A 4,249-nucleotide genomic window follows, 5' to 3' on the forward strand; every position below is an offset into this window, starting at 1 on the left:
CGGTCAGCGCCGATCCCGAGGTACTTCGTGCGGTGCAGTTCGATCTCGATGTCGGAGCTGACACCCCACGTCTCGGCGAGATCGCGGTGCAGGACGAGCACCTCTCCGCTCCGCCGGTACCGTCGGTGCAGCCCGTCTCGGCACCGGCGATCGGCGCCGGCGTGGGGGCTGCCGCGGCTGGCATCCCGTCGCGGCCCGATTCCGGCATGCCGGTCATCGCGAAGCCGCCGATCCGCAAGCTCGCCAAGGATCTCGGGGTCGACCTCTCGCGGGTGATGCCGACCGGCCCGATCGGCGACGTCACCCGCGACGACGTGATCCGCGAGGCGAGCCAGGCGAGCGTGTTCCGCAATATCCAGACGCCCGAGGCGCCCGCCGACCGCGAGACCCGGATCCCCGTGAAGGGCGTTCGCAAGGCCATCGCCGCCGCGATGGTGCAGAGCGCATACTCGGCGCCGCATGTGTCGGTCTTCGTGGATGTCGACGCCAGCCGCACGATGGAGTACATCAAGCGACTGAAGGCCTCCCCCGACTACGCCGGCGTTCGCGTGTCGCCCCTGCTGATCATGGCCAAGGCCATGATCTGGGCCGTTCGCCGCAACCCGTCGGTCAACGCGCAGTGGACCGACGAGGAGATCATCGTCAAGCACTTCGTGAACCTCGGGGTCGCCGCGGCGACCCCGCGCGGCCTGCTCGTGCCGAACGTCAAGAACGCGCAGGCGATGACCATGGTCGAGCTCGCGACGGCACTCGAACAGCTGACGCTCACGGCCCGGGAGGGCAAGACCCAGCCGGCCGAGATGCAGGGCGGCACCATCACGATCACGAACATCGGGGTGTTCGGCATGGACACGGGCACGCCGATCCTGAACCCCGGCGAGGTCGCGATCGTCGCGCTCGGCACGATCAAGCAGAAGCCATGGGTCGTCGACGGCGAGGTGCGCCCGAGGTTCGTGACCACGATCGGGGCATCCTTCGATCACCGCGTCGTCGACGGCGACGTGGCGAGCCGCTTCCTGGCGGACGTCGCCTCCATCATCGAGGAGCCCGCGCTCCTGCTCGAGTGACGCCGGTCAGAACCGGATCTCGTAGATGATCGAGTCGTCGCTGCGACCCGTCTCGACGAGCCCGGCGTTCTCGAGCACGCGTCGCGCCGGAAGGTTGGCGATCTCACACTCGGCGCGGGCGGACAGGGCGCCGGTCGTTCGCACGAGCTCCACCACGGCGATCACGGCGTGGAGGGCGAGCCCCTGCCCGCGCACCGCCGGAACGAGGCCGAACGCGAACTCGACGGAGCCGTCGGTGGCCGGCGGTCCGAACACGTTGACGCCGCCGATCGTCGCGCCGTCGTGCGAGCGGCGCACCAGGTGGGGCCCGAAGGGCGTCGGGTCCCCCGTCTCGCGCACCGCCCGGACGTACTCGCGCAGGAGCTCGGGCTCGTCGGTGAAGGCGTAGCCGCCCTCCCACCCGTCGTGCGGGTCGACCTCGCCGGAGAGCAGTCGCTCGGCGTCGGCGACGGTGAACGGATGCAACGTGAGAGGGGCCGTCGTCGTATCCACGTGCTTCATGCTCGCACGTCGGTGCGACACTCGCCGCATCCGTCCACAGGCGCTCGATGGATCGTCACGAACCGTTCACGCGAACGCCGCCTGCCCCGGGCGCTACATGGTTTTGACAATCATTATCAATAGCGGATAGCCTCGGAACATGGAAACCCGGGGAGCCGCCGCACGACGTCGACTGCGCACGGCGCTCGCATCGGTCGCCCTGGCAGGCGCGGGTGCGCTGCTGCTCTCGTCATGCGCCGGCCCCGCGGCATCCGAGGAGGGAAGCGGCGGCCGCCCGTCGATCGTGGCGACGACGACGCAGGTGGGGGACTTCACCCGCGAGCTCGTCGGCGACGGCGCCGAGGTCACGCAGCTGCTCGCGCCGGCGCAGAGCGCTCACAGCTTCGATCCGTCGGCCGCCCAACTCCTGGCGCTGAGCGAGGCCGACGCCCTCGTGGTGAACGGTGCGGGCCTCGAGAGCTGGCTCGACGACGCGGTGAGCGCCTCGGGCTTCGACGGCGTGCTGATCGACGCCAGCACCGGCATCGAGCTGTACGGCACCGATGACCACGATCACGACCACGCAGCGGATGCCGGTGACGAGCACGCGAGCGACGAGCACGCCGACGAGGCGCATGCCGACGAGGCATCCGCTCATGAGGGCCACGACCATGGCGCCGGCAACCCGCACATCTGGACGGATCCGGCGCTCGCGGCGCACATGGTGGAGACCATCGCCGCGGGGCTCGCCGAGGTGCCGGGCATCGACCCCGCCTCGGTCGACGCGAACGCGGACACGTACGTCGCGAAGCTCGACGCCCTCGACGCCTGGATCCGCGAGAACGTCGACACCGTGCCGGTCGCCGACCGGCTGCTCGTCACCAACCACGACGCCTTCACCTATTTCATCGACGCGTACGGGCTGACGTTCGTCGGCAGCGTCATCCCGAGCTTCGACGACAATGCGGAACCGAGCGCTGCCGAGATCGACGCGCTCGTCGAGAGGATCCGGGCGACGGGAGTGCGGGCCGTGTTCTCCGAGGCGTCGATCTCGCCGAAGGCCGCTGCCACCATCGCCCGCGAGGCCGGCGTGACCGTGTACTCCGGTGACGACGCGCTGTACGGCGACTCGCTCGGTGTCGCGGGGTCGGCCGGCGAGACCTACCTCGGCAGCCAGGTGCACAACGCCACCCGTATCCTCGAGTCGTGGGGCGTCACGCCTTCCCCGCTTCCTGCGCTGCTGCAAGGATGACCCCATGACCGAGTCGCCCGTGCTGCGCCTGAGCGGTGCCGCCTTCACCCATCCGGGCGGCTCCGGGGTGTCGGGGCTCGACCTCGACATCGCGCCCGGCGAGGCGGTCGCCCTGATCGGCCCCAACGGCGCCGGCAAGTCCACGCTGCTGAACGGCGTCCTCGGGCTCGTGCCGCTCACGGCCGGGACGATGCAGTTCGCCGGTGGAGACGAACATGCCCGGAACGGCATGATCGGCTTCCTGCCGCAGTCCACCGAGCTCGACGGAGACTTCCCCATCAGCCTCGAGCAGGTCGTGATGCAGGGCCGGTATCGACGCCTCGGCCTGTTCAAGTGGCCCGGTCGGGCCGACCGCGGGGCAGTGAACGCCGCGCTCGACGCCGTCGGCCTGGTCGAGCTCGCGAAGCGTCCGTTCGGCGAACTGTCGGGCGGCCAGCGCCAGCGGGGCCTCCTCGCGCGGGCGCTCGCGGCGCAGCCGCGGCTCCTGCTGCTCGACGAGCCCTTCAACGGGCTCGATCAGGCCAATCGCGACGCGCTCATCGCCACCATCCGTGCGCTGAAGGCGACGGGCGTGGCGATCCTCGTGTCGACGCACGACCTCGAGCTGGCCCGAGTCGTCTGCGATCGCGTCGTACTCGTCAACGGCACGCAACTCGCCTTCGGCCCCGTCGACGACGTGCTCACCCTCGGCAACGTGCAGGAGTGCTTCGAAGGCGTCGAGGTCGAGATCGACGAGCACACGCTCGTCGTGCCCGGCCACGAGGGTCACTGATGCCGTACTCGGCATATTCGCTCGATGACGCGGGTCCGTGGTGGGGGAGTGGTTGCAGGTGAGCCTCGGTGACGCACTGTTCTCGGCCTTCACCGTGCCGTTCATGGCCCGGGCGCTGCTCGTCATGCTCGTGCTCGCGGTCGTCGCGGGTGTCGTCGGCGTGCTCGTCAACCTGCGCGGGCTCGAGTTCATCAGCGACGGGCTGACGCACGCCGTGTTCCCGGGGCTCGCCATCGGCTTGGCGGTGGGGGGCACGGCCGGGCTCCTCCCCGGCGCGGCCATCGCCGCACTGGCCGCGGCGGTGGTGCTCACGCTCCTCGACCGGGCGGGCGTGACCTCCGACGCCGCCATCGCCATCGTGCTGACGGCCGCGTTCAGCGTCGGCGTCATCGTCGTCTCGCGCAGCGATGACTACGCCGGCGAGCTCGAGGCGCTGCTCTTCGGGCGGGTGCTCACGATCCCGCCCGACGAGGTGCTGCCCCTCGTGGTCGTCTGCGCCGTCGCCCTGCTCATCGTCGGCCTCACGATGAAGCAGCAGCTCTTCCGTGCGTTCGACGATCGAGTGGTAGGCGGCGGCGGGCGGACCGGCCAGCTCGTCGATGAGGGTGAGGCGCTGGTCGATGAGTTCGGCCCCGAGGTCGACGAGGCGTTCGTCCCAGATGTCGAGGGTCGGCAGCC

5 protein-coding genes are annotated in these 4,249 nt (G+C 70.3%); 4 read left to right on the forward strand and 1 reads right to left on the reverse strand.

The annotated features are described in order from the left end of the window. Window positions 1-1,067 (forward strand): dihydrolipoamide acetyltransferase family protein (locus GH736_RS18130; protein ID WP_235934437.1); only part of this gene is annotated, 1,067 nt, incomplete at its 5' end. Between the two features lie 6 nt (window positions 1,068-1,073). Here the strand turns inward: GH736_RS18130 and GH736_RS18135 are convergent. Beyond that, a complete protein-coding gene (locus GH736_RS18135; protein ID WP_159605828.1) occupies window positions 1,074-1,559 on the reverse strand; it encodes a GNAT family N-acetyltransferase in 486 nt (161 codons plus the stop codon). A 148-nt stretch (window positions 1,560-1,707) separates the two neighbouring features. On the opposite strand from GH736_RS18135, the gene GH736_RS18140 reads away from it, so the two are divergent. The 3 genes from GH736_RS18140 to GH736_RS18150 all read left to right on the forward strand — a co-directional run. Then, window positions 1,708-2,799, forward strand: coding sequence for a metal ABC transporter substrate-binding protein (locus tag GH736_RS18140; RefSeq protein WP_159605830.1), 1,092 nt, complete (start codon window positions 1,708-1,710; stop codon window positions 2,797-2,799). A 4-nt stretch (window positions 2,800-2,803) separates the two neighbouring features. Further along, the gene (locus GH736_RS18145) at window positions 2,804-3,571 is read left to right on the forward strand and encodes a metal ABC transporter ATP-binding protein (protein ID WP_159605832.1); all 768 of its coding nucleotides are present in this window, start codon (window positions 2,804-2,806) and stop codon (window positions 3,569-3,571) included. A 58-nt stretch (window positions 3,572-3,629) separates the two neighbouring features. Then, window positions 3,630-4,249: metal ABC transporter permease (locus GH736_RS18150; RefSeq protein ID WP_162529580.1), on the forward strand; the 620-nt coding region annotated here is incomplete at its 3' end.

It is taken from the genome of Agromyces humi (genome assembly GCF_009720255.1).
Lineage (GTDB): Bacteria > Actinomycetota > Actinomycetes > Actinomycetales > Microbacteriaceae > Agromyces > Agromyces humi.

Coding starts and splice junctions, on each gene's coding strand:
- GH736_RS18140 (WP_159605830.1), top strand. CDS start 1,708: ATGGAAACCCGGGGAGCCGCCGCACGACGTCGACTGCGCACGGCGCTC.
- GH736_RS18145 (WP_159605832.1), top strand. CDS start 2,804: ATGACCGAGTCGCCCGTGCTGCGCCTGAGCGGTGCCGCCTTCACCCAT.